This is a genomic window from Frankia sp. AvcI1 (assembly GCF_001420875.1).
In the GTDB taxonomy this organism is placed as follows: domain Bacteria; phylum Actinomycetota; class Actinomycetes; order Frankiales; family Frankiaceae; genus Frankia; species Frankia alni.
Map to the genome: position 1 here is coordinate 80,936 of NZ_LJFZ01000001.1, position 25,463 is coordinate 106,398.

A 25,463-nucleotide genomic window follows, 5' to 3' on the forward strand; every position below is an offset into this window, starting at 1 on the left:
CTACCTCACGCTGTTCTTCGACCCGTCGAACACCGAGGTCATCTACAACGGCTCCTACGTCCCGCTCAAGGGCGTGGAGATGAGCCGGGCGTACGCCTCGACGCTCGACATCAGCTTCGACACCCGGGCCGGACTGGTGTTCCGCCAGATCCACCACTGGGCCGCGCTGGTCTTCGTCGCGTCGATCGTCGTCCACCTGTTCCGGGTGTTCTTCACCGGCGCCTACCGCAAGCCGCGCGAGGTCAACTGGCTGATCGGGGTCGGCCTGCTGATCCTCGCCATCCTCGAGGGCTTCGCCGGCTACTCGCTGCCGGACGACCTGCTCTCCGGCACCGGTCTGCGGATCGCCGCCTCGATCGCCCAGTCCATCCCGATCATCGGGACGTGGGCGTCGTTCCTGGTGTTCAACGGCGAGTTCCCGGGTGACAACTTCCTGCCCCGGCTCTACGTGATCCATATTCTGCTGGTGCCCGGGGTGCTGCTCGCCCTCATCGGCGCGCACATGGGCATCCTGTGGCACCAGAAGCACACCGACTTCCCCGGCCCGGGCAAGACCGAGCACAACGTCGTCGGCCACCGGGTCTTCCCGGTGTTCGCGGTGAAGTCCGNCGGGTTCTTCATGATGGTCTTCGCGATGCTCGCCCTGCTCGGTGGCCTCGCGCAGATCAACCCGATCTGGATGTTCGGTCCGTACGACCCGTCGAAGGTCTCCTCGGCGTCCCAGCCCGACTGGTACATCGGCTTCCTCGACGGCTCGACCCGACTGATGCCACCGTGGGAGTTCCNCGGCCTCGGCCATACGGTCCCGGCCGTGTTCTGGCCGACGGCGGTCCTGCCCGGCATCCTGTTCACGCTGCTGGCGCTCTACCCGTTCCTGGAAGCCAGGTTCACCGGCGACACCAAGTCGTACAACCTGCTCCAGCGACCCCGGGAGGCGCCGACCAGGACAGCGCTCGGCGCGATGTCGATCAGCTTCTACCTGGTCCTGTGGATCTCGGGTGGTAACGACGTCATCGCGAAGACGTTCAGCATCTCGCTGAACGCGATGACGTGGGCCGGCCGCATCGGTCTGATCATCGTCCCGCCGATCGCGTACGCGATCACGAAGAAGATCTGCCTTGCCCTCCAGGCGAAGGACGCCGAGGTCGAGCACCACGGCATCGAGACCGGCATCATCCGCCAGCTCCCCAGCGGGGAGTTCGTGGAGGACCACCGGCCGAAGCCGACCCCGGTACCCGACCATCCGCTGGTCACGAACGACCGGTTCGCGCTGCCGTCGGCGAACGGCCACGGGGACGGGGACGGTCACGGCAAGGGCCTCGCCCGCCGCGCCGGCAAGGCCGTGGGTGGCTTCTTCGTCGAGGAGAAGGAGACCGGTCCGGGCGGTCCGAGCGCACCGGTCGGCGGCGGCAGGCACTGACGCCGGCACCGACTCCGTCAGCGCTGAGCTGACACCGGCCGCGGGGCCGGTCCGCCGTCGCGGCGGGCCGGCCCCGCGGCCTTTGCCGCGACTGCCGAGCTCGCCGGGTGTGGTCAGCGGCGGGGACGCTCGCCCTCGGCGCGCCGGCCAGGCGCCTGCTCCGGGCTGTCGGGGGAACGGTGGAGCTCGGCGTAGCGCAGCGCGTCGCGGCTGGCACCCGCCGCCGGCCAGCTCCACTCGCCGTCGAGGCGCACGAGCCGCACCCCGGAGCCGGCCAGCCAGCGGGCGATCCGCTCGGTCTCCTCGACGGAGGCGCACGGCGCGGGCCCCGGCTGTGGTCGCACCGTCTCGGCGCTGGCGACCGCGGCGTCGACCCAGGGCCGCGGGTCGATGCCGGGAGCCACGTTCGCCGCTGACACCAACCGGCCGTGCCGGACCACCGCCAGGTCCCAGCCGGCCTGCGCGGTCGGCGCCGCCGCGACGAGCTGCGGGATGCGGGTCAGCGCGGCCAGCCGCTGACCGCGGGCCGCGGCGCGGACGAACGACACCATCCGGTCGCGGTGGACGGCCGCCTCCTCGTAGCGCCGCTCGCCGGCCAGGCGGTCGATACGCCGCGTCGACGCCGCGATGACCGGCCCCGGATCGCCCGTGATGGCCGCCCGGGCGGCGGCGACGTGGCGGGCGTAGGCGGCGACGTCCTCCCGGCCGTCGCAGGGTGCCCCGCACCGGCCCAGGTCGGCCAGGGCGCAGGCGGGGCGGCGGGCGCGTGGCGAGAGCCGGCCGGTGCACTGGCGCAGCGGCACGGCGGCGAGCAGCGCGTCGGCCGCGTCGTCGGCGCCCCGGGTGCTGGCGAACGGACCGAGGTAGGTCGCCTCGTCCCGCGCGGCGCGCACCCGGGAAAGCCGGGGGAACGGCTCGTCGGTGAGCTTGAGGTACACGGTGCGTTCCGGGAAGCGGGAGCGTCGGTTGTACGGCGGCTTGTGCTCCGCGATCAGCCGCAGCTCCCGCACCTCGGCCTCCAGGGCGTGCGCGCAGCCGATGGCGTCCACCCGCTCGGCCAGTGCCACCATCTCCNCCATCCGGGTGCGGGGCTCACTCGCCGTGAAGTACGTGCGCACCCGGGACCGGACCGACCGAGAGGTGCCGACATAGAGGGCCCGTCCGTCGGCGTCCCGGAAGATGTAGACGCCCGGGCCGGTGGGCAGCCCGTCGGCGAGGTACCGCTTGCGCCGCTGAGCCGGGGATACCCGGGCGCTGTACTCGTGCAGCTCCTCCAGCGTGCGCACGCCGGCGTTGCCGAGGCGCTCGAACAACCCGTGCAGCACGTCCACCGTGGCGCGGGCGTCTGCCAGCGCCCGGTGGCAGGGCTCGGTCGAGCTGCGGAACAGCCGGGCCAGCGAGGCCAGCCGGCAGTCGGGAGCCTCGTCCCGGCTGACCAGCCGCCGCGCGATGCGCAGGGTGTCGAGATGCTCCCAGGCGGGTGGCGGATAGCCGCAGCGCTGCGCCGCGGCCCGCAGGAAGCCGAGATCGAACGGCGCGTTGTGGGCGACCAGCACGGCACCGCGGGCGAACTCCAGGAACGTCGGCACCACCTCGGCCTCCGCGGGGGCCGTCGCCACCATCGCGTCGGTGATCCCGGTGATCACCGAGACCATCGGCGGGATACCTGCGCTCGGGCGGACCAGGGNGGACATCTCCGCGAGCACCTCGCCGCCACGCACCCGCACCGCGCCGATCTCGGTGATCTCGCTGGTCGCCGCCGAGGTCCCCGTCGTCTCCAGATCGACCACGACGAACGTCAGATCGGACAGCGGCCGGCCGAGCTCGTCGAGGCTGGCCTGCCGATGCGCGGGCACGCCACCGCGGTCGACGGGCGGGCGGGCGACGGGTGGGCGGTCGACGGGTGGGCGGTCGGCCGCGGGGCGGTCGATGGCGGGGCGGTCGACGAGGGAGCGGTCGACGGGAGCGGGGTCCGGGCGCACGGCGTCACGGTAAGCCCCACCGCCGACAGTTCTGGCACGGGTCGGTTCAGGCTCGGGGCGCGGGAGGCGTCCACAGGGGACGTGACGGGTCCCCCCGCGGGTGTCGTTGTGGTCCCGTCGGGGCTGTCCCGCGCCCCTTGTGGCGCCACNCCGGAGACACGTGGCGGCCACTCGGCAGGCCAACCCGCCTGGAATGCGAAATCATGCGCAGGTGGCGTGGTTTGAAACGAACGGCATTCGGGTGGGGCGGGTCGCAGTGGACTGCGCGAACGTGGACGTGATGGTGCGCTTCTGGTCCGCCGCGCTGGGGTACGAGGTGGACCGGCGCGACGACGACGCGGCTCTGCTGCGTCATCCCGCCGGGGCGGGGCCGAAGCTGTTGCTGCGGCCGGGCGCCCGCCGCGGCGGCGGTCCCAGTCGGCTGCATCTCGACCTCTACGCGGTGGACGCCGAGCGGGTCATCGGCTGGTTGTCGACCCTCGGCGCCCGCCGGGTCGGCCGCTACGACGACGACGGGGAGCGCGGCTACATCCTGTCCGATCCGGAGGGCAACGAGTTCCGGGTGATGACGGCCGGTCCGACCGGCTTCGCCCGGCCCTTCGTCTGATGACCGGTCCACCGGTGGATGACCGGTCCCGCGATGGATGACCGGTCCACTGATGACCGGCCGGCGAGCGGATGACCGGGTCGATAGGGTCGTGAGCCATGCCGAGCGTCTTCACCCGGATCATCAACGGCGAGCTTCCCGGGCGCATCGTGTACTCCGATGAGTACACGGTCGCGTTTCTGACGATCGCCCCGATCCGGCCGGGCCACACGCTGGTGGTCCCGCGCGCCGAGATCGACCACTGGATCGACCTGCCCGACGACGTCCAGACGGCGCTGTGGACCGCCGCCGCGACGGTCGGCCGGGCCATCGACGCCGCGTTCNGGCCCCGGCGGGTGGCGGCGCTCGTCGCCGGGCTGGAGGTGCCACACGTGCACGTGCACCTGCTGCCCATCGAGAACGAGTCGCAGATCGACTTCACGCTCGCCGACCACGACCCGGACTCGGCCGAGCTCGACGCCGTGGCGGAGCGGATCCGCGCCGCCGTCGGCTGACGTGCGGCCGGGTGGGATGGATCCGGCGATGGTCCACCCCACCCGGCGTGCCCGCGGCGGGCCGGGTGGGGGGGCTCCGGTGGGACCCGACGGGCTCAGAGCTGGAACATGGCCGGGCTGACCGCGAACAGCGGCTCCCAGTGCAGCACGCCGTGCCCGGGCGGCGCGTCGATGACGACGTTGCCGCGCACCTTCTGGCCGGCCTTCACCGTCGACGCGGACAGCCGCGGCTCCACGTTCTCGTAGCTGCCGTCGTAGCGCGTCCCGTCCGGGGTCTGGATGTAGAAGTCCGACGGGGAGGCGGACGTGTCCCCGCGGCTCACCTCGACCGTCACGTTGACGATGTAGTAGGCACCCTGGGTCGGCGGGTCGCCGTACTCGGTCACCTTGCCGGTCGTCGAGCAGACGCTGTTGAGGGTCACCCGTGCCTCGAAGTCGCTGACGGACGAGTTCGCCTCGCCGACGACGGTCCCCGAGCCGCCGATGGCGGCCGCGCCGGCCCCCGGCGCACCCTGTGGGGTGACCGCGACACAGTTCGAGACGCCGATCGGGCCGGTCGCGGTGGCACTGGGCGCGGGTGACGTCGGTACCGCAAGCGCGGGTGCGCTCAACGAGGGCAGCGGTACCGGCGCGGAGAGGTCGTTCGAGTCGTCGCCCCCCACCGCGAGCGCGATCACCACCCCGACGACGATCGCGGCGACGACGGCGAGCGGCACGATCACGAACAGCGGGTTGCGCCGCCGCGGCGGCGGCGGGGGCGGGGCACCCTGCTGCCAGCCGCCCTGCTGCCAGGCGGCGCCCGGCTGCCAGCCACCGGGTGGATTCTGCTGGTAGGAGCCCTGCGCGCCCGGGTAGCCTGCCGGCCCCTGGTACGCCGGGCCGCCCTGGTAGGCCCCGGTGCCACCGGGCGGGTAGCCGGCCTGGGGCCAGCCGCTCGGCTGTCCCCAGCCCTGCTGCTCCGTGCCTGGCTGCCCCCCACCGGGTTGCCCCCAGCTCTGCTGGTCGGACGCCTGCTGCCCCCCACCGGCTTGCCCCCAGCCCGGTTGCTCGGCGCCGGGCTGTCCCGCGCCCGGCTGCCCCCAGCCGGTGGAGCCGGCGCCGGGCTGCTGCGGCGGCGGCCAGGACTGCTCACCGCCGGGGCGCGGTCCCGCCGCCCACGGCTGCCCGGGGGTGGCGGGCCCAGGGACCTGCGGCCCGCTCGGGGAGGTCCCACCCGAAGGGGCAGGGGTGTCGGCGGACCAGGCGAGCCGGGTCTGCTCGTCGGACCGGTCCGGGGCGGCGCCCCACGACGGGGCCGGCGCAGGAGTGGACCCGGACGGGCCGGGCGTCGCGCCGCTGCCCGGCGTCTGCGCGGACTGGTGCCAGGGGTTGCTCGGCTGCTTCCACGTCTCCTGGCTCCCGTCACCGCCGGGGGGCTGGTGAGGGGGGTTCTGGTCGGTCACGATGATCCTCTCCGGCGCAGCCGGGCCGCGTTTGGAATAAATCGCACGCTGGGGAACGCACCACGCGAGGCTACATAAGCAGGCTTTCCCGTGAGACAATGCCTGCCCCGGCGCGGCTCACCGGTCCTAGATCCCACACCGGTGGTCCGCGTGAGCCCTCTGAGCTCTCTCGATACGCTGTACCTTCATCGTTCTTCCCGTCGGCTCCGGAGTCCCTACGTGCCTTGCTGTCTGGCCGGTCGGAGGAGCCGTCGGAGACGCGGCCCGTCGGCTTTCCCGCGTCGTCCGGACGCTGACGGACNTTTCCGCACGGGACCTCAACCCGCGTTGCCCGGGTCCGGACCGCGGGCCGTCCCGGTCGGTGCTCCAACCGCGCCAGGCGGCCTCTCCCACCGGCCTGCCGCCGGGATGGTGGGTGCTGCGTCGGTCGTGTCCTCGGCGCGGGCCGTCCGGGCCGTGTCCGTGGCGACCGGCCCGGCGGGGAGCATGCTGTGACGGGTCCGCTGCCCGCGTCCGTGCGGGAGTACGTCATCGAGCTCGCCGCGCAGACTCTCGCCGATCTGCCCGAGTCCGACGTGCCGCCGTCGCTCGCCGCGGTGCGCCGGTTCAAGGCGTCCCGGCGGGCGAAGGTGGGCGCGATCCCGCTGGCCGCCGCCGTCGACAACGACGTGTTCCGCGGCCGCGTCGCCGAATGGATCCGCCGGCATCAGCCGGAGCTGGCCGAGGCTGCCGATTCCGCCGATGGGCCCCCGCCGGCCGCCCCGCCGGAGAAGGTCGCGGCGGTGGCCTACCTGCTGCGGGTCCCGCACTGGCCCGAGCTGGTCGAGCTGGCCTCGGCCTCGGCCGCGGAGGCGGAGGTCCGCGGCCGGGCGGACGAGGCCGAACGGACGATCCGCCGGCTCACCGAGCAGCTCGCCGCGCACCAGCGCAGCGCCGCCGACGAGCTGGGGCAGGTGCGTGAACGCCTCGCGGCGGCACGCGCCGAGGCGGAGGAGACCCGGCGGCGACTGCGGGCGTCCTCGGATCGGATCCGCCGCGCCGAGGAGGCCGCCAGGGAGTCGGTGGTCGCGGCCGAGTCGGTGCGGGACGCGGCGCTCGCCGCCGGTCGTGACGCCGAGGTGGAGGTGCGTCGGCTACGTGGCCGGGTCGCCGAGCTGGAGAGCGCCCTGGCCGCCGCGCGCCGGGACTCCCGCGACTCCCGCAGCGTGGACGACGCCCGCATGCGCGTCCTGCTCGACACGCTCATCGCCTCGGCCCACGGTGTGCGCCGCGAGCTCGACCTGCCGACGATGGTCGCCCGGCCGGCGGACCTGCTGGCCCGCGGCGGCGACGGGCCGAGCAGCGCGCCGCAGGCGTTCGTCGGGGCCCGCGGGCGGCCCGACGACGATCCCACCCTCATCGACGAGGTGCTCGCCGTGCCCGGCGTGCATCTGATCATCGACGGGTACAACGTGACCAAACGCGGCTACGGCCGGCTCACCCTNCAGGCGCAGCGGGAACGTCTGCTGTCCGGGCTCGGCGCGCTTGCCGGGCGCAACCCGGACAGCGAGGTCACGGTCGTCTTCGACGCGACCGCGGTCGTCGCCCGCCCGGTCGGCGTCACGATGCCCCGGGGTGTTCGGGTCCTGTTCAGCCGGCCCGGCCAGCTCGCCGACGAGGAGATCGTCCGGCTGGTCCGGATGGAGCCCCAGGGTCGGCCGGTCTTCGTCGTCACCTCCGACCGGGAGGTGGCGGAGAACAGCGCCGCGGCCGGTGCCCGGGCGGTGCCGTCGGCGGCCCTGTTGGCGCGGCTCGACCGCTAGACGAGCGTGTCCGCACCGCCCAGGGTCATGGCTACTCGTCTCTGAGTGGCGGCGGTGTCGTCTCCCCGCCCCCGCTCGTCCCGCGGATCACGACCCTTCACCGGCGGTGGCCGCCGAAAATTGTCGGACCCGGGTCCTACCGTCGATCACGTCGGGACATCGGTGCGCGGATTGTGTCGCCAGCCGTCACCGGCCGGACCTCGGGAAGGTGAGTGCGATGCTGATCGACTGCGACTCCTGTGTCGGCCGCGGCGCCCGGTGCGCCGATTGCGTCGTCACCGTCATGTTCGCGGACGGGGGNCTGGTGTGGGACGCGCAGGAGCGTCGCGCGCTTGCCGTGCTGGCCGCCGCGGGCCTGCTGCCGCCGCTGGAGGCGCTGGCCGGCTCGGTACTCGAGCGCGTGCCCGGCGATGCCGCGCGCCCGGCGGCTCGCCCGCCGCGTCGCGCCGGCTGAGCGGCCCGCCATGTCGAGGCGCAGGTCGACGACCCTGCGCGACGCAGGCCGTCTCCGCGTGGCGGAACTCCTCGGGTGGTGGGGTCGCGCGTGGTGGCTGCGGGCGTGGTGGAAGCACAGGGTGTGCGGGAAGGCTCGNGGCGCCGGCCGGGCGGTGACCGCCGGCCGGCGTGGGAGAGCATGGGCGGATGCGCGTTCTGGCCGTCACCAACGACTTCCCGCCGCGTCCGGGCGGCATCCAGGCCTACGTGCACAACTTCGCGGCCCGGCTGCCGGCCGGCGAGGTCGTCGTCTACGCCCCGGCGTGGGAGGGCGCGGCGGCCTTCGACGCCGCGCAGGGCTTCCCGGTCGTGCGCCACCGGACCTCGCTCATGCTGCCGACCCCCGACGTGCTGCGGCGGGCCCGCCAGATCGCCCGGGCGGAGGGCTGCGACACGGTGTGGTTCGGGGCGGCCGCCCCGCTCGCATTGCTGGGCTCGCGGCTGCGCGGGGGAACGGCGGTGCGCCGCGTCGTGGCAAGCACCCACGGGCACGAGGTTGGCTGGGCGGCGCTGCCGGCCGCACGCCAGGCGCTGCGCCGCATCGGCGCGAGCGTGGACGTCGTCACCTATCTCACCGACTACACCCGGACCAGGATCGGTCCTGCGCTCGGCGTTCATCCGGCGCTCGCCCGCCTGCCCAGCGGCGTCGACGCGACGCTGTTCGGCCCGGGCACCGGGCGGGAGGAGACCCGCCGCCGGTACGGGCTGTCCGGGCGGCGGGTGGTGGTGTGCGTGAGCCGGCTGGTCGCCCGCAAGGGGCAGGACATGCTCGTGCGCGCCCTGCCGGCGCTGCGGCGTCGGGTGCCGGAGGCGGCGCTGCTCGTCGTCGGCGGCGGCCCGCACCGCGCGGAGCTCGAACGGCTCGCCCGGGACAGCGGGGTGGACGAGCACGTCACGTTCACCGGTTCGGTGCCGTGGGAGGAGCTGCCCGCGCACTACGCGGCCGGCGACGTGTTCGCGATGCCGTGCCGGTCACGGCTCGGCGGGCTGGAGGTGGAGGGGCTCGGGATCGTCTACCTGGAGGCGTCGGCCACCGGCCTGCCGGTCGTGGCCGGGAACAGCGGTGGCGCCCCTGACGCGGTGCTCGACCAGCGCACCGGTCTCGTCGTCGACGGGACCGACCTCGGCGCGGTGGAACGAGCCGTGGGGGACCTGCTCGCCGACCCGGATCGGGCCGCCTCGATGGGCGCCGCCGGGCGGGCGTGGGTCGAGCAGCGCTGGCGCTGGGACGTGCTCGCCGCCGAGCTGCGCTCGCTGCTCGCCGGCCAGCCCGACCCGGCCTGACCTTGACCTGACCTTGACCTGAATCCCGGTCCCGACCTGGACGTGGCCCCGACCACGGTCGGCGCGGCCTGTCCGGGACCAGGAGCCTCAGGAACGGCGCGCGTCGGCGTAGAGGCCGTCGACGGCGCTGCCGAAGCGGTCCATCACCAGTGCGCGGCGGACCTTCAGACTCGGGGTCAGCTCGCCGCTCTCGACGGTGAAGTCCTGCGGCAGGATCACGAACTTCTTGATGCCCTCGGCCTTCGACACCGTCGCGTTGGCCGCGTCGATCGCCTGCTGCACCTCGGCGCGCAGGTCGGCGTCGTCGACGAGGTCCGCGACGGTCGTCCCGGCCGGCTTGCCGGCGCCGTCGCGCCAGGGCTCGAAGGCCTCCGGGTCGATGGTGACCAGCGCGGCGATGAACGGGCGCTGGTCACCGACGAGCATCGCCTGGCTGACCAGCGGGTTGGACTGGATCACGTGCTCCAGCGGGGCCGGCGCAACGTTTTTCCCACCGGCGGTGACCAGCAGTTCCTTCTTCCGGCCGGTGATCCGCAGGTAGCCGTCGTCGTCGAGTGAGCCGAGGTCGCCGGTGTGCAGGAAGCCCTCGGCGTCGAGCGCCTCCTTCGTCGCGGTCTCGTTGTGGTGGTAGGCGCGGAACAGCAGGTCGCCCCGAACGAGGATCTCGCCGTCGTCGGCGANCCGGATCGTCACCCCCGGAAGGGGCTGCCCGACGGTGCCCATCCGCACCGAGTGCGGCCGGTTCGCCGCCGCCGGCGCCGAGGTTTCCGTCAGGCCGTAACCCTCCACCACGGTGAAGCCGATGCCGCGGAAGAAATGGCCGAGCCGCGGGCCCAGCGGCGCCCCACCGCTGATCGCGAACCGGGCCCNCCCACCGAGTGCGGCGTGCAGCTTGCCGTACACCAGCGCGGCGAACAGCCGGTGCCGCAGCCGCAGCAGCAGCCCGGGACCGCCGCGGTCGAGGGCCTCGCTGTAGGCCACGGCCGTGTTCTCGGCCGCGTCGAAGATGCGGCCCTTGNCCTCGCCGTGCGCCTTGAGCCGCGCGCCGGCGTGCACCTTCTCGAAGACCCGGGGAACGGCGAGCAGGAAGGTCGGCCGCACCTTGGCCAGGTCCGGCAGCAGGGTGCCCGAGTCCGGGGTGTAGGCGAGCTCGAAGGCTCCCTGCACCAGGCCCACCTGCAGCATGCGGGCGAACACGTGGGCCAGCGGCAGGAACAGCAGCGAGGAGCAGCCCGGCGCGAACACCTCCGGCAGCATGGCNATGGACGCCTCGGCCGTGAACAGCAGCGCCCGGTGGGTGATCTCGCAGCCCTTCGGCTGCGCCGTGGTACCGGAGGTGTAGATGATCGTCGCGAGACTGTCGGCACCGAGGGGCGCGCGCGCCGCGGCCAGCCGGTCGTCGTCGACGCCGGCGCCGTCGGCCGCGAGGGTGCCCAGCGCGNCGTCGTCGAGGACGAGCACGTCGCGCAGGGCCGGCGCCTCGCCGCGGACCTGCTCGACCCGCGCGGCGAGCTCGGCGTTCTCGACGACGAGCAGTTCGATCCCCGCATCCCGGAGGATCCATGCGATCTGGCTCGGGCTGGACGTCTCGTAGATGGGCACGCAGACGGCGCCGGCGGTCCAGGCGGCGTAGTCGACCACGGTCCACTCGAAGCGCGTGTGGCTGAGGATCCCCACCCGACCGCCGGTCTCCACTCCGCGCGCGAGGAGTCCCCGGGCGGTGGCCACCACGTGATCGTGGAACTCGCGGGTCGTCATCCCGACGAACTCTTCGGCCACCTTGTGGCGGATGAGAATTTTGTCCGGATGAGCGGCCGCGTGCCGGAACACGGCGTCCGTCAGCGTCGCATCGTCCTCGATGGTGACCAGGGGCGCAGAGGTGTACTCCCGCACTGCTACTCCTACCAGGTGCTCTCGTGTGTCCTACCGGATGCCCGCGGGCGCCCGCCGGATGACGAGGCCGCCGAACGGCGCAAGACCGTTCAGGGCACCAGACGTTAGCGGGCGGGCGGGGNGCTGGCGACCGTGCGGACGGCGATGGACGGGGCGCGACCTGTCCGCGTACGGATGGTGGCTGCTCGCGACGGTGAAGCGCCCCACCCGAGGTGCGGGTGTCGTACGGCACTACGGTGGCGGCCGACCGACCTGTCCGGACCGGGCCGAATGTCCCTCGCCGCCGCCTAAGCTTCCCGGTATGCGGGTCCACGTGGTGAGCGACGTGCACGGACGGGCGGACGCGCTGCCCGCCGCCGCCGAGGGCGCCGACGTCTTCATCTGCCTCGGCGACCTCATCCTGTTCGTCGACTACCGCGACCACAGCCGGGGGATCATGGGTGATCTGTTCGGCGCCGAGGCCGTCGGCCGGATGGTGGAGCTGCGCACCGCGCAGCGCTTCGACGAGGCGCGGGAGTGGTCGCGCTCGCTGTGGGCACGTCTCGACGGTGACCGGACCGAGATCGTCGAGGCCGCTATCCGCCGGCAGTACGAGCGGCTGTTCGCCGCCTTCCCCACCCCGACCTTCCTGACGTTCGGCAATGTCGACCTGCCCCACCTCTACCCCGACTACCTGCGCGACGGCATCACCCTGTTGGACGGGCAGACCACAACGATCGGCGGCTGGCGGTTCGGCTTCGTCGGCGGCGGGCTGCGGACCCCGATGCACACGCCGTACGAGATCGACGACGACGTCTACGCCGCGAAGGTGGCCGCCGTCGGCGAGGTGGACGTTCTGTGCTGCCACATTCCCCCGCATCTGCCGGAGCTGGTCTATGACGTCCAGGCCCGGCGCTTCGAGCGGGGCAGCGTCGCGATCCTCGAGGCGATTCACGCCACCCGGCCGCGCTACGTGCTCTTCGGGCACGTTCATCAGCCCCTCACCGCCAGTCTGGAGATCGACGGAACGCGTTGCGTGAACGTCGGTCATTTCAACGCACGAGGTACCCCGTTCGTCCTCGAGTGGTAGCCAGCCGCTGGGCGAGATGTGGCCGGGGTTCCGGTAGCCTCAGGCGATCGGTCGGGGAATGATCCGGGATCCCGGAGAGATCCGGGTTGCCGGTGGGCCGGCGACGCCGTGCTCCTTCAGACGTGCTTGACGAATGTGGAGGTGCTGCTCTCCATGGCGGACCACGCCCGATCGACCATCGTCATCAATGCCAGGCCCGCCGCGGTGATGGGGGCGATCGCCGACATCCCCGCGTACCCGACCTGGGTCGGCCAGATCGAGGAGGCCGAGGTGCTCGACGTCGGCCCGGACGGCCGGCCACGGCGCGCCCGTTTCCGGATCAACGCCATCGTCGTCAAGGACGAGTTCGTCAACGAGTACGTCTGGTCCGACGACCTCCAGGTCACCTGGTCCATGGTCGAGGGCCAGGCGATGTCGTCGCAGGACGGCAGCTACACCCTGCGTGACCTCGGCGACGGCACCACCGAGGTCACCTATGACCTCACCGCCGAAACCAAGATCAAGATTCCGGGACTGCTCCGGCGCAAGGTACAGAGCGGCATCGTGGATGCCGCTCTCAAGGACCTCAAGAAGCACGTCGAGAGCTGAGCGCACGTGCGGTGTGTGCTCTTCACCGGGAAGGGCGGCGCCGGCACCACGACGGTGGCGGCGGCGACCGCGATCCTTGCCGCGCAACGGGGTCATCGCACCCTGGTCCTGTCCGTCGATCCGGCGGCCGGGCTCTCCGGCGCGCTTGACCACCCCGTCGGTGCCGACCCGACCGACCTCGAACCCGGGCTGACCGGTCAGCAGGTCGACCTGCGCCGCGCCGTCGGCACGCGCTGGCCGGCCGTGCGCGAGGTGTTGGCCGACACCTGGCCGTCCTTCGACGTCGATCCGGTCGAGCTCGAGGAGCTGGCCTTCCTGCCCGGTGCCATCGAGACGCTGACCCTGCTCGAACTGCGTGACGGGCTGGCCAGTGCCGACCACGACGTCGTCATCGTCGACGGTGGCCCGGTCGCCGGCCTGCTGCGGCTGCTCGCCTTCCCGGAGACGCTGTCGTGGTACTGCCGGCGGCTGCTGCCGCCCGACGGCGCCTTCGCCCGCTGGCTGCGGCCCGGTTTCGGCTGGGCGGGCGCGTTCGGCGGCCGGTGGGGCAACCTCGCCGCGCCCGCCTACGACACCGTCTCCCGGGTGCACCGCGCCGCCGTGGATCTGCGGGCGATCCTGACCGATCACGCGGCCACCAGCATCCGGCTGGTGCTCACCCCGGAGAGTGGGGCGCTGGCCACGGCGCGCAGCAGCCTGACCGCGCTGTCGCTGCATGGCTTCACCCTCGACGGCGTGGTCGTCAACCGGATCTTCTCGCCGGCCGGGGCGGACGCCTGGCGGGCCGGCTGGGCCGCCGCCCACCGCGAGGCACTCGCCGAGATCACCGGGGCGTTCGCGCCGACCCCGATCCTCCCGGTGAGCTATCGGGCCGNCGAACCGGTCGGCCTGGAGGAGCTTGCGGCCTTCGGCGCGGCGACGTACGGCGAGCTCGACCCGGCGGGGGTCCTCGGCGCCTCGCCGACCGGGGCCGGCGAACAGCCGCGGGTCGAGCGCACCGACGACGGGTACGCGCTGTCGTTCGGGTTGCCGTTCGTCGACGGCTCCCAGATCGACCTGGCCCGGCTGGGCGACGATCTGATCATCACCGTCGGCGCGTTTCGCCGGGCGGTCCCACTGCCCGCGGCGCTGCGCCGCTGCGACGTCAGTGCCGCCCGGCTGCGTGACGATCGGCTGGTGGTCTCGTTCGTACCCGATCCGGATCAGTGGGTGCGGGCATGACGTCCGTCCCGGTCGACCCGCCCCTCGACGATCCCACCCCGAGCAGCGATCCCACCCCGCGTGGCGGCCCGGACCGGCCGCCACCGCCCGGGCCGCTCGCAGTCGAGGCGGCCCTTCTCGTCGATGCTCTGCGGGGCCTGGCCGGCACCGAGTCGGGTGGCCGCCTGTGGGAAACCGTCGCCGACGTCGCCGGTGGTGTCGGGACCGCGGCCGGCGGGTTCGGCGTCGGCGGTGTCGGGGCCGGCCGTACCGGGGCCGGCAGCGTTGGTGCCGGTGATGTCGGTGCCGGTGATGTTGGTGCCGGTGATGTCGGGGCCGGTGATGTCGGGGCCGGCACGGGCGCGCGGACCGACGCCGGTGTGCCCGCCGGCGCTGCGGGGGCGGCTGGCGGCGCGGGCTGCGCAGGACAGGGGCGGCCCTGCACGTCGTGCCCGCTGTGCCGGCTGCTGGCGATGTTCGCGGGGGATCGACCCGAGGTGGTCCGCCACCTGGTGACCGCCGCGGAATCACTGACGGCGGCCTTCCGCGCGGCCCTCGACGCCTACTCCGGCGGCGCCCACTCCGGCACCGCGCACCCTGGCACCGGCCGCCCTGACACCGCGCGCCGTGACACCGCGCGCCCTGACACGGCGCGCCCTGACACGGCCCGACCCGGCACCACGCGCACCGGTGACGCCCGCCCTGGGGGAACCCCCTCCCGCGACGCCCGCGACGAGACCAGCGCCGCCGCCCCCGCGTCCTCGGGCGCGGGGCGCACAGCACACCAGGACCCGCGGCCGGGGGCCGCCGCGGGCACCCGTCCCGCCCCAGCGCCCAGACCACGCGTCCAGAGGATCGATGTCACGTGAGCACCATTGTTTCCGGCAGCTCGGATCGTCCCGGCAGCCCGGATGGTTCCGGTAACGCGGATCGTCCCGGCGCGCCGGACAGCTCCTCAGCCCGTCCCGCGGGCTCGGACGCCCCGCTCAGCCCCCTCCCGCCCGCCGTCGCGGACAGGTCGGCCGACGACGACCGGTGCACCGCGGGCCTCACGATCGGCGTGGACGTCGGGGGGACGAAGGTCGCCGCCGGCGTCGTCGACGGCGCCGGCACCGTCCTCGCGTCGGTCCGGCGCCCGACTCCCGGTCATTCGGCGTCCGAGGTCGCGGACACCATCGCCGCCGTGGTGGCGGAGCTCAGCGCCGACTACGAGGTGAAGGCGGTCGGCATCGGCGCGGCCGGCTGGATCGACGCGGACCGCTCGCGGGTCCTGTTCGCTCCCAACCTCGCCTGGCGCGACGAGCCGCTGCGCGACGAGGTGAGCGGCCGCGTCGGGCTGCCCGTCGTCGTCGAGAACGACGCCAACGCGATGGCCTGGGCCGAGTACCGGTTCGGTGCCGGGCGGGGGCGCCGTGACCTGGTCTGTCTCACGGTGGGCACGGGTATCGGCAGCGGCATCGTCCTCGGTGGCGAGCTCTACCGCGGCGCGTTCGGCATCGGCGCGGAGACCGGCCACATGCGGATGGTGCCCGACGGCCACCTGTGCGGGTGCGGCAACCGCGGCTGCTGGGAGCAGTACGCCAGCGGTCGGGCGCTGGTCCGCGCCGCGCGCCAGATCGCGGCGACGGATCCGTCCGCAGCCGCGTCGATGTTGGAGGCGTGCGGGGGTGACGCCGAGCGGCTGACCGGCCCGGATGTCACCGAGGCGGCCCNCAAGGGGGACGCGGCGGCGATCCGCTGCCTGACCGAGATCGGCCACTGGCTCGGCGAGGGCATGGCGACTCTGACCGCCGTGCTGGACCCGGACCGTTTCGTCATCGGCGGCGGGGTGTCGGACTCCGGCGACCTGCTGCTCGGCCCGGCCCGGGAGCGGTTCGCCCAGACGGTGCCCGGCCGCGCGCATCGGCCCCCGGCCGAGGTGGTCATCGCCGAGCTCGGTTCCCAGGCCGGTCTCGTCGGCGCCGCCGACCTCGCCCGGATCTGAGCGGCCCGGGATCTGAGCGGCCCCGGTTCAGGCGCCCGGGCCGCCCGGCCCCGGTCGGGGTGGGCGGAAGTCCGGCACCAGCTCGACGGCGAGCTCCTCCAGGAACAGGCCCGTGTCGGCGACGACCCCGACGGCGTGCGCGCTGGTGCGTTCCGTGAGGGCGTGCACCGTCGTCGGGTTCACGTCGACGCAGGCGACCGGAATCGACGCCGGCAGGATGTTGCCGGTGGCCACGGAGTGTTGGGCGCTGGCGATCATCAGTGCGTAGCCGACTCCGCGCAGCGCCGCGCGCATCNCCCGCTGCCCCTCGACCACGTCGGTGTGGACGTCGGGCAGCGGGCCGTCGTCGCGCACGGAACCGACGAGCACGAAGGTCTTGTTCGCCTTCACCATCGCGTGCATGATCCCCTGGGAGAGGACGCCGGACTCCACCGCGGCCTGGATCGAGCCCTCGCGGCGGATCGTGTTGATCGCGCGGATGTGCTGCTCGCTGCCACGCTGCACCCGGCCGCTGCGCAGCGGCCCGAGNCCGAGCGGGGAGCCGTAGAGCGCCGCCTCCACGTCCAGGGTCGCCAGCGCGTTCCCGGTGAACAGCACGTCGACGTAGCCGGCCTCGACCAGGGCGACGAGCGCGGGTGCGGCGCCGGTGCTGACGACCGTCTGCCCGGCGACCCACAGCACCTGGGCGCCCTCGGCCTTGACCTCGCGGACCTGGCGGGCGATCGCCTTCACCAGGACCGCCTGCGGCTGGGTCGAGCTCGGAAGCGGTGCGCCGAGCGCCTCGTACTCGGCGTAGATCCGGCTGGAGTGGTCGGTGACCGGCAGGACGACCTTCNCCCCGTCCACCCCGCAGACGATCATGTCGCCGGCGCGGACGTCCGTCACCGGGACGGTGCGGACGCGCCCGCCGGAGACGACCAGGCCGCAGTCCATCTCGGGGTGCTCCACCGGGACCCACTGGCCGTCGAGATGGACGACGGTCTCCAGGTTCGTGGTCGAGTAGAAGTCCGGCGGGAAGGCACCGTCGCGGTCCGCGGCCTCGCAGCGCGCCGTGCCCGCCTCGACCTTGTTCACCCCGTGGACCTGGATCCGCATGAGGATGCGCATGAGCCGCCGCGGCGTCTCGGCGCCGACGGTGATGACCGCGTGGGACTCGTCGTCGTGGCTGCGCCCCAGGTCGATGTGATCCACCCGGTAGTCGCCGCCGTAGTCCAGCACGTCGTCGAGCACCCTGGCCAGTACACCGGTGTCCATGAGGTGCCCGTGCACCTCGACCTTCTCGTGGTAACGCACGCCCAACGCCTTCCCTTCGGTGCCAGTACGACGGCTGCCACGCCGACGTCGTCCTCAGGCCCGATGCCATGCACCGACCCTGCCTTCCCTCCGGTGTGCCCGGGGTGACCGTTCCCGGGATCCGGCCGGGGTGCGAGAACGTCCACAGGGCGCGCGCCCCGACCACGCGGCCACGCACCGACGCCGGCCGCACCACCGGTTCGCCGCCGCAGGTTCATCGCGGCGGCTGGTTGCCCCGGTCCGTCGCGGTCAGATCACCGCGCCGTCGTCGGGGCCGTCGACATCGGTGGGTGGTCGGTCACCCATGCGGGCGACGAGGGTGCCGACCCCACCGAGGATCAGCAGCACGCCGGTGACATCCTGCGCGCGCGACTGGTTGAAGCCGATCAGGGTCGGCACGACGAGGAAGACCACCCCGAGGGCGATCGAGCCCAGCGCCCAGCGGGTCACCGGCCGGATCCGAGGCAGGGGCGGCGCCGGTGGCGGCACGTAGTGGTCGTCTTCCGGGTCCGCCGGGGCGTCGGTCGATCCGCCCAGGTCGATCACGACGAAGTCGGCCGGGTCGGCGCCGCGCCCGCCGCCGATGCCGGGCGGGTTCAGCCCCGGGGGCGGCGGTGCCTCGTCCAGGCCGGGATCGGTGCGGTCGTCCGGCGCGGGCGGAACGCCGGGCTCGAACGGCGGACGGAGGATGATCACGGTGGGGCGGCGGGTGTCGCCGAGGTCCTCCGCCGCCGGCCACCGCCGGGTGTCGGGCTCGTCGTCGAAGTGCGCGATGAGATCGAGGAAGGCCGCGTCGTCGGCCTCCTGGGANCGGGGCGCGGGCCGCGCGGCGGGCTCCTCGGGCCGAGACCCGGGCGACTGTCCGTCGGCTGGGCCGGCCTGCCCGCCTCCGCCGGCGACGACCTCGTCCGCCTCCGGCTTCCCCGGGGCGCCGGCGGCGGCGTCCGGCCGCCCGGTGGAGGACGGCGGGGCTGGCGGGTGCGTCGAGGCCGGCGAAGGAGTCGGTGCCGTCGACGGCGGGACGGCCGAGGACCCCGGCCCGGCCGGGCCGGGGTCCGTGGAGGACGCCGCAGCGGTGCCGGGGGGTCCGGACGGGCTGCCGCCCGCGCACGTGCCGGCCACGCCCGACGCCTCGCCACCCGCAGGGGTTCCCGCGGCATCGGACGGGCCGGTCTCGGCCGGCAGTGCCGCGCCGCACCCGGCGGGTGCCACGCCGGCCCCTGGCGCCCCGCGGTCCGTCACCGGACGGTCGGGCTCCGCCGCGCTCGCCGCGGACGGCCGGGGATCGCCCTGGCCCGGCGACGGCGGATGCTCAGCCATCGTCGCGGGGGGTGTCGGNCACGAGCGCGCGCGCCGCATGCTGCTGGACGAAGTCCAGACTGCCTTTGAAGATCGTTTCCTTGTCGTTGTCGAGGGTTGCCACGTGCCAGCTGTCCGGCAGCAGCCGTTCCTCGATCGGCGCGCGCACCCCGGCCAGCAGGATCGCCCCCGAGCTCGGCTCGACCACGTGATCGACGACGCTGCGGTACGCGAGCACCGGACACTCGATCCGCCCGAGGTCGCCGCGGGTCACCCCCCACAGCTTGCGCAGCGAGGCGAACGCGAGCAGCGGCACCCGGTCGTAACCGACCTCGGGCACGCCCTTGGCCTTCACGTCGCCGGCGACGCCGCGCACGGCCGGGATGAACCGCCCGAGCAGCGGGGCGAGCGCCGCGTGCCACCGCTCGGTCGACAGGCTCGCGTTCACGGTGACCACGCCGGCGAGGTCGGAGCCGTGCTCCTCGGCCAGCCGCAGCGTCAGCGTCCCGCCCATCGACAGGCCCATGACGAACACCTGCTCACAGTCCGCCCGCAGGCGCAGGAACGCGCCCTGCACGGTGGCGTACCAGTCCGGCCAGGTGGTGGGAACCATGTCCTGCCAGCGGGTGCCGTGGCCCGGCAGNAGCGGGCAGGAGACGGTCAGCCCGGCGGCGGCGAGGGACTCGCCCCAGGGCCGCATGCTGCCCGGCGAGCCGGTGAACCCGTGGACGAGCAGGACGCCCACCGGGCCACCCGCGAACTCGAACGGTTCGGCACCGGGTAGGACGGCTGTGCCGGTGGAGCCNGCCATCGTGATCCGCCTTTCGTGCCCTGGGCCCGCCCGCATGCCACGTCCGCGGGCGGCGCGAAAGGAAAGCGCCGGTAAACGTATGCTCGCACGGTCCGCGGGCTGAGGCCACGATCGTGCGTATCTCACGGTCGTGCGGACCCCGTCGAAACGCCAGGATCCCGCCGGGAGCGAGAAAGCCCCGGCTGGGATGATATAGGCGTGGGCCGGTCCGCGCGCGCCCGGCGAGTTGCGTGCCGTCGGGGCCCGACCGGCGACCGTGGGCACGACCCGGGCCGCATCGGCGTTGGAGGGACGTGATGATGGCCGATCACCGGACCTGCGGGCGGCTGGCGTCCCTCGGCGACCATGGCCGGGCCGGNTCCGCCGGGCGGCCCGCGTACCGTCGCAGTCCGCGGGCCACGGAGCGCCGCCGTGCCCCACCTGGCGCACGGTGGGATGCTCGGTTCTGGTGTGATCGGCGGCGGATGGAGACGGGCGGTCCGGCCACGGCCGCCCCCGGCGGGCGTCGTCTGACGGCGGTGACCAGGTGGGAGCTGTCTTGTTCTACTGGGTGCTCAAGGCGGTCCTGACGCCNATCCTTCGGGTGGTCTGGCGTCCGTGGGTGGAGGGAGCCGAGAACATCCCCCTGGAGGGCCCCGCGATCCTCGCCGGCAACCACCTCTCCTTTCTGGATCACTTCTTCCTGCCGGTGGTGGTCCCGCGTCGGGTGACCTTCCTGGCCAAGAGCGACTACTTCACCGAGGCCGGCGTCAAGGGCTGGTTCAAGCGCGTGNTCTTCAGCGGCNCCGGCCAGATCCCGATCGACCGCAGCGGCGGCAAGGCGAGCGAGGGTGNCCTGCGCTCCGGTGTGCGGGTCCTGCGTCAGGGCCGGCTGATCGGCATCTACCCGGAGGGCACCCGCTCGCCCGACGGTCGCCTCTACCGCGGCAAGATCGGCGTCGCCCGCATGGCCCTGGAGGCCGGCGTGCCGGTGATCCCGGTCGCGATGATCGGCACGTTCGAGGTGCAGCCGCCCGGACAGCTCGTCCCGAAGATCCGCCGGATCGGGATGCGGGTCGGTCGGCCCCTCGACTTCTCCCGCTACGCCGACATGGCGGACGACCGGTTCGTGCTGCGGTCGATCACCGACCAGATCATGTACGAACTGATGGCCCTGTCGGGCCAGGAGTACGTCGACATGTACGCCAAGCGGGCCAAGGAGGAGATTGCCGCCGCCCGTGCCGCTGGCACCTCGGTGCCGGCCGGACGGTCGACGCCGGCCGCGGGGACGCTGCCGGCTGCGGGGACGGGGACGACTGCCGGGACCGGCACGACTGCGGGTACGGGGTCGGTGCCGGCGGCGGCTGGACACGTGCCGGCGGCCGGGGCGGTGGCGGGGATCCCCGAGGGACCGGCCGCGGCGGCGGGCGAACGCCCGGCCCGGCCCGTGGCCGCGCCGACCCGCCCGCGCGGCTCCGACGACCACGCCGACCGGGCGGTCTGACCCGGCTGGCGGCAACACGGCAGGATGGTCCGCGTGCGTCGCGATTGCGGTCCTTTGCCGGCGGTGGTTGATCGGTCGGCTGGCGCGCGCCGGTGGCGGTGTGCTCCGGGCTCGCGGCGGGGCCGTGGCCGCCGCACCGGCGCGCCCGGCGCGCGCCAGAGCGCCCGCCGGCCCGCCGTGCTGCTGCTTGCGCTTGGCGCGATCGCCGGCTGCCTCGTCGCCGGCGGCCCGGCCGCACTCGCCGCTCCCGCCCCAGTGGTGCCCGCCCCCGCGGCTCCCGCCCCCGCGGCTCCCGCCCCCGCCGGCACCATCGGCCACTCCGGGGCCTACCTGACCGACGGCGAGCGCCGAGCGGTCGTCATCCGCGGGATGACGGTGCCGGCCGGAGTCACCCCGACCGCCGCCGACCTCGACACCTGGATCGCCTACGGCTTCAGCGGCGTGCGCCTCGCGGTGCCGGTGGCCGCGGGCGGCCGCTTTCCGGCCACCGCCGGCTGGCCGGCGTCCGACGCCACCGCGCGCGCCGCCGCCGATCCCGGGCTCGATCAGGTCACGGGCCTGACCCGGGCGTTCACCGGCCGCGGGATGCGAGTCGTGCTGCGCCTCGTTCCCGCCGCCCGTGGCCAGGCGCTGTCGGGCACGACGCTCGCCACCGGCCTCGGCCGGCTGGCGACCCGGTTCCGCGGGGAACCGGGCCTGATCGGCTACGAGGTCCCCGCCGCCGCGGGCATCGGGGCGGCGGGCACCGGGGCGGCGTTGGCCGAAGCCGTCACGGCGCAGGACCCCGACCATCTGCTGTGGCGGGACCGCCCGGCGCCGTTCGACGCCGCCGCCACCGTCGCCGTCAACGACCCGACCGGCTACCTGGTCGGGTGGAAGGACGGCTCGCCCGCGGCGGTGCGCGCCCTGGCGTCGGCCGCGGACGCGTTCGGGCTGAGCTGGTTCTACGACGCGCCCAGCGGCACGGGCGGGACGGTTGGCACCGACCCGCCGCAGGCCCTGGGCGGCGGGTCGCTCCCGGCCGCCCCGGCAGAGATCGTCCGTCCGTACCCGGTGGCCGTCGCGGGAACCCCCGAGTCGCTGCGGTTCGACGACGCGCGGGTCCTCACCGTCTCCTACCGGACCGAGGGGCCCGCCGGCGGTTCCCTCGCGCCCGGTGCGGCGACGGCCATCAGCGTGCCGGCATGGTCCTATCCGCAGGGGTACCAGGTCCAGGTCGTCGGCGCGCGGGTGACCTCGGCGCCGGGTGCGGGCCTGCTGTGCGTCGTGGCCGAGCCCGGCGCGGCCCGGGTCGACGTCCGGGTCTCCCCGGCCACCGCCGGCCCGCAGGTGCGCGCGCCCGCGGCCGCGGGCGCGGGCGGCTGCGCGACCTCGCCGGTCCCCGCGGCGGGGGCGGCGGGATCGGTCACCCCTGCCCCGGCGGCTGCCGAGGGCCGCGACGACGACTACTCCGGGCCGCTGTTGTGGGTGTTGCCCCTGGTCGGGGCGGCCGGCGCGGCGGCGCCGCTCGCGTTCGTGTTCCGGCCCTGGCGCCGACGCTCGCGTCGCTCGGGCCCCTCCGGCCCGCCCGGCTGGTCGTCGCCGCTGGACCTGGCGCCGCTCGACCCGGCGCCGCTGCACCCGCGGCCCGCGCCGGCCGAGCCGGCGGAGCGGCGGCCGGTGGTGGTCCCGGGGCAGGCGTCCGTTCCCGCCGATCCGGACCGCGGAGGAGACTGAGCCGGTGGGCACCCGATTCTTCTACGACACCGAGTTCATCGAGCGCCGTGAGGCCGATCATCTCTGGCTGGATCTGGTCAGCATCGGCATCGTCAGCGAGGACGGCGCGCAGCGCTACTACGCCGTGTCCACCGAGTTCGACCCGGCCTTCGCGGTGCCGTGGGTCCGTCGCAACGTCCTCGACCAGCTACCGCCGCCCGCCGACCCGGCGTGGCGGTCCCGCGCGCGGATCCGCGAGGAGATCGCCGCGCTGCTGACCGCCGACGGCACGCCGGAGCTCTGGGCCTGGTACGGCGCCTATGACCACGTGGTGCTCTGCCAGCTCTTCGGGACGATGACCGACCTGCCCGCGGCGCTTCCGCGGTTCACCCGGGACCTGCGTCAGCTCTGGGAGGACGTCGGCCGCCCGGCACTGCCGCCGCCGCCGGCCAACGCCCACGACGCCCTCGCCGACGCCGTGCACAACCAGGCTCGCTGGGAGGTCCTCGCCCCGCTGCGGGCCCGCGTCGCCGCTGCTCCGTCCCCGCGGCGCTGACGCCGCTCCCGTCCTCCCGGCGCCGACGGCGCTCCGTCCCCGCGGCGCTGTCGGCGCTCCGTCCCCGCGGCGCTGTCGGCCAGTGCGGGCAGGTCGCGGAGCCCTCGTCCTTCCGTGTGGTCGAAGCGCCACGCCGAGTGACTGAACTCGCTTCCTGGACGCGGACCTGCCGCTACGCTGCCGCCGGCGGGGGCCTGCGGCTCGACAGGAGGATGCGCGATGAGGATCGGCGTACTGACCGGTGGCGGCGACTGTCCCGGACTCAACGCGGTGATCAGGGCCGTCGTCCGCAAGGGCGAGAGCGTCTACGGGCACAGCTTCGTGGGGTTCCGGGACGGCTGGCGCGGGCCGCTGACCGGTGACACGGTGCCGCTCGACACCGCCGCCGTACGGGGCATCCTGCCGCGCGGCGGGACCATCCTCGGGTCGAGCCGCACGAACCCCTACGCCGCCGTGGACGGGCCGTCGCTCATCCGCGAGAACCTGGCCGCCGCCGAGATCGACGCGCTCGTCGCGATCGGCGGCGAGGACACCCTCGGCGTGGCCGCCCAGCTCCACGCCGAGGGTCTGCCCGTGGTCGGGGTCCCCAAGACCATCGACAACGACCTGTTCGCCACCGACTACACCTTCGGCTTCGACACCGCCGTCAACATCGCCACCGAGGCGATCGACCGCCTCCACACCACCGCGGAGAGCCACCACCGCGTGCTCATCGTCGAGGTGATGGGACGCCATGCCGGCTGGATAGCGCTGCACAGCGGCATGGCCGGCGGCGCGAACGTCATCCTCATCCCGGAACGGCCGTTCGACTTCGACAAGGTCTGCGCCTTCGTCGAGGCCCGCTTCGCGACCCACTACGCCCCGATCATCGTCGCCGCGGAGGGCGCGACCCCGATCGCCGGCACCCTGGTCACGAGGGAGGGCGAGCTCGACGCCTTCGGCCACGTCCGTCTGCAGGGCATCGCGCAGGTGCTCGAGACCGAGATCCGCGGCCGCACCGGCCGGGACGCCCGCGCCACCGTGCTCGGCCATCNCCAGCGTGGTGGCACGCCGACCGCGTTCGACCGCTGGCTCGCGACGCGCTTCGGCCTGCACGCCGTCGACGCGGTGCACGAGGGCGACTTCGGGGTGATGGTCGCCCTGCACGGGACCCGCATCGACCGCGTGCCGCTGGCGGAGGCGACCCGTGAGCTCAAGACGGTGCCCGAGGAGCTCTACAACGAGGCGGAGACCTTCTTCGGCTGACTTCGGCTGAGCGGCAACATGTCGGCCGGATGACCGGCCGACATGGCGGTCGGGACCGTACCCTGGTGTCTCGTGAGCGCATTGGATGTCTGGCGGACCCTTCCGGCCAAGCAGCAGCCGTCGTGGCCCGACCTCGAGGAACTGCAGTCCGCCTACAACCAGCTTGCGGNACTTCCCCCGCTGGTCACCGCGCCGGAGGTGCGTTCGCTCACCGAGCGCCTCGCGATGGTCGCCCGGGGTGAGGCGTTCCTGCTCCAGGGCGGTGACTGCGCCGAGACCTTCGCGGCGAACACCGCCAACAAGATCCGTGACAAGGTCAAGACGCTGCTGCAGATGGCGGTCGTGCTCACCTACGGCGCGAGCACGCCGGTGGTGAAGGTCGCCCGCATCGCCGGCCAGTACTCCAAGCCGCGCTCGGCGGACATCGAGTCGAGCACCGGCCTGCCGTCCTACCGCGGCGACGCCGTCAACGACATCGCGGCGACGGCTGCGGCCCGCCGGCCGGACCCGATGCGCATGGTCGCCTCCTACCACCAGAGCGCGATAACGCTGAACCTCGTCCGGGCGTTCGCCACGGGCGGGTTCGCGGACCTGTCGAAGGTCCACGAGTGGAACAAGGCGTTCGTGCGGGACTCGGCGGCCGGCCGGCGCTACGAGGTGATGGCGACGAACATCGAGCGGGCGCTGGCCTTCATGGCGGCCTGCGGCATCGACCTCGGCAGCGCGGCGTTGACCGGGGTGGAGCTGTTCACCAGCCACGAGGGTCTCCTGCTGGAGTACGAGCGGGCCCTCACCCGCGTCGAGGACGCCACCGGCAACCC

General features: G+C 74.1%; 15 protein-coding genes and 27 pseudogenes. 24 read left to right on the top strand and 18 right to left on the bottom strand.

Annotation, left to right across the window (positions count from 1 at the left end):
• The 3 pseudogenes from UK94_RS35320 to UK94_RS35330 all read left to right on the top strand — a co-directional run.
• Positions 1-608 (top strand): annotated as a pseudogene (locus tag UK94_RS35320) (cytochrome b); the annotation flags it as partial.
• A 1-nt stretch (position 609) separates the two neighbouring features.
• Positions 610-785, top strand: a pseudogene (locus tag UK94_RS35325) (cytochrome b); the annotation flags it as partial.
• A gap of 1 nt (position 786) precedes the next feature.
• Positions 787-1,420, top strand: a pseudogene (locus UK94_RS35330) (cytochrome b); the annotation flags it as partial.
• Between the two features lie 113 nt (positions 1,421-1,533).
• On the opposite strand, the pseudogene UK94_RS35335 reads toward UK94_RS35330, so the two are convergent.
• The 3 pseudogenes from UK94_RS35335 to UK94_RS35345 form a co-directional block, all read right to left on the bottom strand.
• Positions 1,534-2,494, bottom strand: a pseudogene (locus UK94_RS35335) (endonuclease); the annotation flags it as partial.
• A 1-nt stretch (position 2,495) separates the two neighbouring features.
• Positions 2,496-3,107: pseudogene (locus UK94_RS35340) on the bottom strand (exonuclease domain-containing protein); the annotation flags it as partial.
• Position 3,108: 1 nt separating this feature from the next.
• Positions 3,109-3,276 (bottom strand): annotated as a pseudogene (locus UK94_RS35345) (exonuclease domain-containing protein); the annotation flags it as partial.
• 319 nt (positions 3,277-3,595) lie between these two features.
• On the opposite strand from UK94_RS35345, the gene UK94_RS00370 reads away from it, so the two are divergent.
• The 3 genes and pseudogenes from UK94_RS00370 to UK94_RS35355 form a co-directional block, all read left to right on the top strand.
• Positions 3,596-4,009: a VOC family protein gene (locus UK94_RS00370; protein WP_041939637.1), complete on the top strand. Its 414-nt coding sequence runs from the start codon at positions 3,596-3,598 to the stop codon at positions 4,007-4,009.
• Positions 4,010-4,107: 98 nt separating this feature from the next.
• Positions 4,108-4,332, top strand: a 225-nt coding sequence (locus UK94_RS35350) for an HIT family protein (protein WP_235485978.1), incomplete at its 3' end; no start/stop codon positions are given.
• A 1-nt stretch (position 4,333) separates the two neighbouring features.
• A pseudogene (locus UK94_RS35355) lies at positions 4,334-4,503 on the top strand (HIT family protein); the annotation flags it as partial.
• Between the two features lie 95 nt (positions 4,504-4,598).
• Here the strand turns inward: UK94_RS35355 and UK94_RS00380 are convergent.
• On the bottom strand, positions 4,599-5,945 hold the full coding sequence (locus tag UK94_RS00380; protein WP_055748240.1) for a DUF4352 domain-containing protein: 1,347 nt from the start codon (positions 5,943-5,945) through the stop codon (positions 4,599-4,601).
• Between the two features lie 491 nt (positions 5,946-6,436).
• On the opposite strand from UK94_RS00380, the gene UK94_RS00385 reads away from it, so the two are divergent.
• The 3 genes and pseudogenes from UK94_RS00385 to UK94_RS00395 form a co-directional block, all read left to right on the top strand.
• The coding region (locus UK94_RS00385; protein ID WP_235485980.1) for a hypothetical protein at positions 6,437-7,428 on the top strand (992 nt) is incomplete at its 3' end.
• 1 nt (position 7,429) lies between these two features.
• Positions 7,430-7,747: pseudogene (locus UK94_RS35360) on the top strand (NYN domain-containing protein); the annotation flags it as partial.
• 642 nt (positions 7,748-8,389) lie between these two features.
• Positions 8,390-9,526 carry a glycosyltransferase family 4 protein gene (locus tag UK94_RS00395; protein ID WP_041939634.1) on the top strand — a complete coding sequence of 379 codons (1,137 nt, stop codon included), beginning with the start codon at positions 8,390-8,392 and terminating at the stop codon, positions 9,524-9,526.
• Between the two features lie 87 nt (positions 9,527-9,613).
• Here the strand turns inward: UK94_RS00395 and UK94_RS35365 are convergent.
• The 6 genes and pseudogenes from UK94_RS35365 to UK94_RS35390 all read right to left on the bottom strand — a co-directional run.
• On the bottom strand, positions 9,614-10,206 hold a 593-nt coding region (locus UK94_RS35365), incomplete at its 5' end, for an AMP-binding protein (protein ID WP_235485982.1).
• Position 10,207: 1 nt separating this feature from the next.
• Positions 10,208-10,395, bottom strand: a pseudogene (locus tag UK94_RS35370) (AMP-binding protein); the annotation flags it as partial.
• Between the two features lies 1 nt (position 10,396).
• Positions 10,397-10,544: pseudogene (locus tag UK94_RS35375) on the bottom strand (hypothetical protein); the annotation flags it as partial.
• Position 10,545: 1 nt separating this feature from the next.
• A pseudogene (locus tag UK94_RS35380) lies at positions 10,546-10,786 on the bottom strand (long-chain fatty acid--CoA ligase); the annotation flags it as partial.
• Position 10,787: 1 nt separating this feature from the next.
• Positions 10,788-10,967, bottom strand: a pseudogene (locus tag UK94_RS35385) (AMP-binding protein); the annotation flags it as partial.
• A gap of 1 nt (position 10,968) precedes the next feature.
• Positions 10,969-11,419 (bottom strand): annotated as a pseudogene (locus UK94_RS35390) (AMP-binding protein); the annotation flags it as partial.
• Between the two features lie 301 nt (positions 11,420-11,720).
• Here UK94_RS35390 and UK94_RS00405 point away from each other — a divergent pair.
• From UK94_RS00405 to UK94_RS35395, 4 genes and pseudogenes are all read left to right on the top strand, one after another.
• Complete coding sequence (locus UK94_RS00405) at positions 11,721-12,488, top strand: metallophosphoesterase (RefSeq protein WP_011606205.1); 768 nt, start codon at positions 11,721-11,723, stop codon at positions 12,486-12,488.
• Positions 12,489-12,641: 153 nt separating this feature from the next.
• Positions 12,642-13,076 carry an SRPBCC family protein gene (locus tag UK94_RS00410; protein WP_011606204.1) on the top strand — a complete coding sequence of 145 codons (435 nt, stop codon included), beginning with the start codon at positions 12,642-12,644 and terminating at the stop codon, positions 13,074-13,076.
• A gap of 15 nt (positions 13,077-13,091) precedes the next feature.
• A partial coding sequence (locus tag UK94_RS00415) for an ArsA family ATPase (RefSeq protein ID WP_313949431.1) occupies positions 13,092-13,950 on the top strand: 859 nt, incomplete at its 3' end.
• Between the two features lies 1 nt (position 13,951).
• Positions 13,952-14,297: pseudogene (locus UK94_RS35395) on the top strand (ArsA family ATPase); the annotation flags it as partial.
• Here the strand turns inward: UK94_RS35395 and UK94_RS00420 are convergent.
• Positions 14,279-14,785 (bottom strand): hypothetical protein, encoded by a 507-nt coding sequence (locus UK94_RS00420; RefSeq protein WP_055748243.1) that lies wholly within the window; start codon positions 14,783-14,785, stop codon positions 14,279-14,281. The pseudogene UK94_RS35395 and the gene UK94_RS00420 overlap by 19 nt on opposite strands.
• 545 nt (positions 14,786-15,330) lie before the next feature.
• Here UK94_RS00420 and UK94_RS00430 point away from each other — a divergent pair.
• Together UK94_RS00430 and UK94_RS35400 are read left to right on the top strand one after the other, a co-directional pair.
• On the top strand, positions 15,331-15,988 hold a 658-nt coding region (locus UK94_RS00430; RefSeq protein WP_235486136.1), incomplete at its 3' end, for an ROK family protein.
• Between the two features lies 1 nt (position 15,989).
• Positions 15,990-16,260 (top strand): annotated as a pseudogene (locus UK94_RS35400) (ROK family protein); the annotation flags it as partial.
• 27 nt (positions 16,261-16,287) lie between these two features.
• On the opposite strand, the pseudogene UK94_RS35405 reads toward UK94_RS35400, so the two are convergent.
• From UK94_RS35405 to UK94_RS35430, 7 pseudogenes are all read right to left on the bottom strand, one after another.
• Positions 16,288-16,555 (bottom strand): annotated as a pseudogene (locus tag UK94_RS35405) (TIGR00300 family protein); the annotation flags it as partial.
• Position 16,556: 1 nt separating this feature from the next.
• Positions 16,557-16,788 (bottom strand): annotated as a pseudogene (locus tag UK94_RS35410) (TIGR00300 family protein); the annotation flags it as partial.
• 1 nt (position 16,789) lies between these two features.
• Positions 16,790-17,095, bottom strand: a pseudogene (locus UK94_RS35415) (TIGR00300 family protein); the annotation flags it as partial.
• Position 17,096: 1 nt separating this feature from the next.
• Positions 17,097-17,553: pseudogene (locus UK94_RS35420) on the bottom strand (TIGR00300 family protein); the annotation flags it as partial.
• 249 nt (positions 17,554-17,802) lie between these two features.
• A pseudogene (locus tag UK94_RS35425) lies at positions 17,803-18,363 on the bottom strand (hypothetical protein); the annotation flags it as partial.
• Between the two features lie 529 nt (positions 18,364-18,892).
• Positions 18,893-19,495, bottom strand: a pseudogene (locus UK94_RS00445) (alpha/beta fold hydrolase); the annotation flags it as partial.
• Between the two features lies 1 nt (position 19,496).
• A pseudogene (locus tag UK94_RS35430) lies at positions 19,497-19,657 on the bottom strand (carboxylesterase); the annotation flags it as partial.
• A gap of 580 nt (positions 19,658-20,237) precedes the next feature.
• On the opposite strand from UK94_RS35430, the pseudogene UK94_RS35435 reads away from it, so the two are divergent.
• From UK94_RS35435 to UK94_RS35455, 9 genes and pseudogenes are all read left to right on the top strand, one after another.
• Positions 20,238-20,435, top strand: a pseudogene (locus UK94_RS35435) (1-acyl-sn-glycerol-3-phosphate acyltransferase); the annotation flags it as partial.
• Between the two features lie 13 nt (positions 20,436-20,448).
• Positions 20,449-20,496, top strand: a pseudogene (locus tag UK94_RS35440) (hypothetical protein); the annotation flags it as partial.
• Between the two features lies 1 nt (position 20,497).
• Positions 20,498-21,146: pseudogene (locus UK94_RS00450) on the top strand (1-acyl-sn-glycerol-3-phosphate acyltransferase); the annotation flags it as partial.
• 177 nt (positions 21,147-21,323) lie between these two features.
• The gene (locus tag UK94_RS00455; RefSeq protein ID WP_235485989.1) at positions 21,324-22,862 is read left to right on the top strand and encodes a hypothetical protein; all 1,539 of its coding nucleotides are present in this window, start codon (positions 21,324-21,326) and stop codon (positions 22,860-22,862) included.
• A 4-nt stretch (positions 22,863-22,866) separates the two neighbouring features.
• On the top strand, positions 22,867-23,397 hold the full coding sequence (locus UK94_RS00460; protein ID WP_011606194.1) for a polyadenylate-specific 3'-exoribonuclease AS: 531 nt from the start codon (positions 22,867-22,869) through the stop codon (positions 23,395-23,397).
• A gap of 219 nt (positions 23,398-23,616) precedes the next feature.
• A partial coding sequence (locus tag UK94_RS00465) for an ATP-dependent 6-phosphofructokinase (RefSeq protein ID WP_235485991.1) occupies positions 23,617-24,430 on the top strand: 814 nt, incomplete at its 3' end.
• A gap of 1 nt (position 24,431) precedes the next feature.
• Positions 24,432-24,642: pseudogene (locus tag UK94_RS35445) on the top strand (6-phosphofructokinase); the annotation flags it as partial.
• Positions 24,643-24,684: 42 nt separating this feature from the next.
• Positions 24,685-24,811: 3-deoxy-7-phosphoheptulonate synthase (locus tag UK94_RS35450; protein ID WP_235486137.1), on the top strand; the 127-nt coding region annotated here is incomplete at its 3' end.
• A 1-nt stretch (position 24,812) separates the two neighbouring features.
• Positions 24,813-25,463: pseudogene (locus tag UK94_RS35455) on the top strand (3-deoxy-7-phosphoheptulonate synthase); the annotation flags it as partial.